The sequence below is a fragment of the Arenimonas sp. genome (assembly GCF_019459675.1).
Taxonomy (GTDB): Bacteria; Pseudomonadota; Gammaproteobacteria; order Xanthomonadales; family Xanthomonadaceae; genus Arenimonas.
In genome coordinates, this window is the sequence record NZ_JAIBFH010000106.1 from 1 (window position 1) to 4,139 (window position 4,139).

A 4,139-nucleotide genomic window follows, 5' to 3' on the forward strand; every position below is an offset into this window, starting at 1 on the left:
GGTTGGACGCCGTCCAGGCCTGCTCGGCCGCGCCTTCGTCGCCGGCCAGGCGGTACTGCTCGGCGGCCTGCAGCCAGGCGCGGTCGCGCGTGGCGCCGCGGCTGGCGTTGGCGGCGTCGGCCCAGGCGCGGGCGGACTCGCGATGCCGGCCGTCGGCGGCCAGCTGCGAGGCGCTGTCCTGCTGCACCGAGGCTTGGGGCGAGACGGCAACGGTGGCGCAGCCGCTGGACACGGCGAGCACCAGCAGCAGGGGAATCATTCGCAGCATGTCGGGAGGGTCCGGGTATCGAAGCGGTTACGATGATACCCCGGTGCACACGGAGGGCGCGGACATGGCGGCAACCCAGGCAGGAACGCTTTACGTGGTGGCGACGCCGATCGGCAACCTGGGCGACCTGACCGCCCGCGCCCGCGAGGTGCTGGCCGCGGTGGACGCCATTTGCGCCGAAGACACCCGCCACACGCGCCAGCTGCTGGGCGCCGTGGGCATCGATCGGCCGCTGCTGGCCGTGCACGACCACAACGAGGGCGAAGTCGCCTGGAAACTGGTGGAGCGCCTGAAGGCCGGCGAATGCCTGGCGTTGGTGTCCGACGCCGGTACGCCGCTGGTCAGCGACCCCGGCTATCGCCTGGTTCGCGAGGTGCGAGCCGCCGGTCTTGCCGTCAGCCCCATTCCGGGCGCGTGCGCCGCGATTGCCGCGCTTTCGGTCGCCGGCATTCCCAGCGACCGCTTCTGTTTCGAGGGTTTCCTGCCGGCGAAAGCCTCGGGGCGCCGTGAGCGCCTGGCCGAGCTGGCCAAGGAAACGCGAACCCTGGTGTTCTACGAAAGTTCGCACCGCATCGAGGAAGCGCTCGCAGACTTCGTCGCGGCCTTTGGCGGCGGCCGCGAAGCCGTTCTCGCACGCGAACTGACGAAACTGTTCGAGACGGTGCTCGGCGACACGCTTGAATCCATCGCCGCCAAGGTCGCCGCCGATGCCAACCAGCGCAAAGGCGAGTTCGTGATCGTGGTGCGCGGCTGCGAAGACGACACCGCCGCGCGCCTGATCGAAGGGCAGCGGCTTTACGCCAAGCTGGCCGAATACCTCAAGCCCTCGGTGGCGGCGCGGCTGGCCGCCGACATCAGCGGGGCGCCGCGCAAGGCGCTTTACGGCGGCGAAGCGGGCTGAGCGCCAAAGCCGCCAGGCCCGATGTGCGACAATCCGTCCCGGCGGAGTCGGTCAAGGCAGTCGCGTCGCAGCAATGCGCCGAGGAAAGTCCGGGCTCCATAGAGCAGGGTGCCAGGTAACCCCTGGGCGGCGTGAGCCGACGGAAAGTGCAACAGAAAACAAACCGCCGAACGGCCCGCAAGGGTGCGTGGTAAGGGTGAAACGGTGGGGTAAGAGCCCACCGCCCGAGGGGACAACGCCTCGGGGCACGGCAAACCCCACCCGGAGCAAGTCCAAATAGGGGTGCTATGGCATGGCTCGTGCCGCACCCGGGTTGGATGCTTGATCCCAGCGGTGACGCTGGGGCTAGAGGAATGACTGTCCCAGACAGAACCCGGCTTAACGACCGGCTCCGCCACTTTCCTCTCCCTGATCCCCCGATTCGCGCAATGGCCGGGTGCCGACCCCGGGCGCGGGCCTGCGGCCGCTGATCCTGGCGGCGCCGGACAATACCGCTAACCAATTCACTCCTTCACATCAAAGCCATGTGAAACAACACTTGCCAAACAGTTCTTAAACCAGACTCTCAAGTTTGGCGCAAAGTGTTGATCTGCCTGATGAAATTACCCGGTTTTTATCCTTGACAGCCCCCGAGGGCAGGTCTAACGTGGGCTTCCGGGGGAATTCCGGGTTTTTTGTGGCTTTTAGTGGATAAGGATTGATCCAGGGCATGTTCCAGGGCGAAACCGCGATCACGATCGATGACAAGGGCCGTCTGGCGATTCCCACCGCCTACCGGGACCTGGTCGCGCGCGCCTGCGGCAACCGCCTGGTCGTCACCTACAACCCTTATGAAGCCGGATGCCTGTGGCTGTACCCGGAAGCGGCCTGGGAAAAGGTCCGCGACCAGGTCAACGCCCTGCCCAACGCCAAGCGCGTGCACCGCAACCTGCAGCTCAAGCTGGTGGGTGCGGCCACCACCGTGGAGCCCGACGGCAACGGCCGGCTGCTGCTGCCCGCCAGCCACCGCAACGCGGCGGCCATCGACAAGAAAGCGGTGCTGCTCGGGATGGGCGGCAAATTCGAATTGTGGAGCGAGCAGGCTCACCTCGCGCAGATCCGTCAGACCATTGGGGAAGACGAGATCAGCGAGGACATGCTCGACCTCAGGCTGTGACGGGCGCGGCCGGGATGCGCACGCAAGCGCAGCCCAGCCATCTCCCGGTGATGCTGGCGCAGGCGCTCGACGGCCTGCGCGTGTTGGGGAATGGCAGGTACCTGGACGGAACTTTCGGCCGCGGCGGACACGCCCGGGCCGTGCTCGACCGGCTGGGGCCGGAGGGACGTTTGCTGGTGATGGACAAGGATCCCGAAGCGATCGCCACCGCCCACGCGCTGTTCAGCGCGGACCCGCGCGTCGCTGTCTATCGGGGCTCGTTCGCCGACCTCGCGCACTGGGATGAAACCGCTCCGGGCCTGGACGGTGCCTTCTTCGACCTGGGCGTGTCTTCGCCGCAGCTGGACGTCGCCGAGCGCGGCTTCAGTTTCAGCAAGGACGGCCCGCTGGACATGCGCATGGACCCGGATTCGGGCGAAAGCGCCGCCAACTGGCTGGCCCGCGCCACCGACACCGAGATCGCCGACGTGCTGTGGACCTACGGCGAGGAAAAGCTCAGCCGCAAGATCGCCCGCACCATCGTCGCGCGCCGCGACGAAACGCCGCTGCTGCGAACCGCCCAGCTGGCCGACCTGATCGCTTCGGTGGTGGGTCGCGGCGACAGCAAGATCCACCCGGCCACGCGCAGTTTCCAGGCCATCCGCATCTTCATCAACCGCGAGCTGGTGGATCTCGAACTCGGCCTGCAGGCCGCCTTCGACCGGCTCAAGCCCGGCGGCCGGCTGGTGGTGATCAGTTTCCATTCGCTGGAAGACCGCATCGTCAAGCGGTTCATCGCCGCCCATGCCAAGGCGCCGCCGGGCAACCGCCGCATGCCGGTGGAACAGGATTTCACGCCGACCCTGGTGGACGTCAGCGGTGCGCTGCGCGCCGAGTACGCCGAAACCTCGGTGAATCCGCGCGCCCGCAGCGCGGTGATGCGCGTGGCCCAGAAGCTGCCCACGGAGGCCGCCGCATGAGCCTGCGCGACTTCCTGTTCGCCCTGCTGGTGGCCTGCGTGCTGTCGAGCGCCATCGCGGTGGTGCACGCCCGGCACCTGCATCGCCAGGCCTACATCGCGCTGTCGAGCCTTGAGCAGGGTCGCGACGACCTCAACATCGAATATGGCCGCCTGCAGCTGGAGCAGGCCACCTGGGCCGAAGCCAATCGCATCGAACAGGTCGCCGGCACCCGCATCGGCATGAAGTACCCGACCGACGAAGACATCGTGGTGCTGCAGCCATGAAGGTCCAGCGCAGCACCTACAGCCTGAGGCACCGCCTGCTGGCCATTTCCGTGGTGCTGGGCGTGTTCGGCGTGGTGCTGGTGGCGCGCGCCGCGCACCTGCAGCTGATCAGCCCCGACTTCTACCAGCAGCAGGGCGACGCCCGCTTCCTGCGCGAAGTGCCCATCGCCACGTCGCGCGGCACCATCACCGACCGCAACGGCGAGCCGCTGGCCATCTCGTCGCCGGTGGAATCGGTGTGGGCCAACCCCAAGGAACTGCTGCAGCACGTTGACCGCATTCCGCAGCTGGCCAAGGCGCTTGCCATTCCGCAGGACGTGCTGGAACAGCGCATCGCCCAGCGTGCCGACAAAGAGTTCGTGTACCTGCGCCGGCACATGAATCCCGACGTGGCCGGTGAAGTGGTGGACCTGGGCATCCCGGGCGTCTACTCGCAGCGCGAGTTCCGCCGCTTCTACCCGCACGGCGAAGTGATGGCGCACGTGCTGGGCTTCACCAACATCGACGACCGCGGCCAGGAAGGCCTGGAGCTGGCGTTCGACGAATGGCTGACCGGCAAGGCCGGCGTGCAGAAGATCATCCGCGACCG

At 67.5% G+C, this 4,139-nt stretch carries 5 protein-coding genes, 1 other RNA gene and 1 pseudogene; 6 read left to right on the forward strand and 1 reads right to left on the reverse strand.

The window, feature by feature from the left end:
* Positions 1-268: hypothetical protein (locus K0M70_RS03860; RefSeq protein ID WP_290779527.1), on the reverse strand; the 268-nt coding region annotated here is incomplete at its 3' end.
* 64 nt (positions 269-332) lie between these two features.
* On the opposite strand from K0M70_RS03860, the gene rsmI reads away from it, so the two are divergent.
* From rsmI to K0M70_RS03890, 6 genes and pseudogenes are all read left to right on the forward strand, one after another.
* Positions 333-1,169 (forward strand): 16S rRNA (cytidine(1402)-2'-O)-methyltransferase, encoded by an 837-nt coding sequence (rsmI, locus tag K0M70_RS03865; protein ID WP_290779530.1) that lies wholly within the window; start codon positions 333-335, stop codon positions 1,167-1,169.
* A gap of 43 nt (positions 1,170-1,212) precedes the next feature.
* Positions 1,213-1,566: RNase P RNA component class A (gene rnpB, locus K0M70_RS03870), an RNA gene on the forward strand.
* Positions 1,567-1,869: 303 nt separating this feature from the next.
* The gene (mraZ, locus tag K0M70_RS03875; RefSeq protein ID WP_290779538.1) at positions 1,870-2,325 is read left to right on the forward strand and encodes a division/cell wall cluster transcriptional repressor MraZ; all 456 of its coding nucleotides are present in this window, start codon (positions 1,870-1,872) and stop codon (positions 2,323-2,325) included.
* A gap of 14 nt (positions 2,326-2,339) precedes the next feature.
* Complete coding sequence (gene rsmH, locus K0M70_RS03880) at positions 2,340-3,284, forward strand: 16S rRNA (cytosine(1402)-N(4))-methyltransferase RsmH (protein ID WP_290779532.1); 945 nt, start codon at positions 2,340-2,342, stop codon at positions 3,282-3,284.
* Complete coding sequence (gene ftsL, locus K0M70_RS03885; RefSeq protein ID WP_290779535.1) at positions 3,281-3,550, forward strand: cell division protein FtsL; 270 nt, start codon at positions 3,281-3,283, stop codon at positions 3,548-3,550. Before rsmH ends, ftsL begins: the two co-directional genes overlap by 4 nt.
* Positions 3,547-4,139: pseudogene (locus K0M70_RS03890) on the forward strand (penicillin-binding protein 2); the annotation flags it as partial. The gene ftsL and the pseudogene K0M70_RS03890, both read left to right, overlap by 4 nt.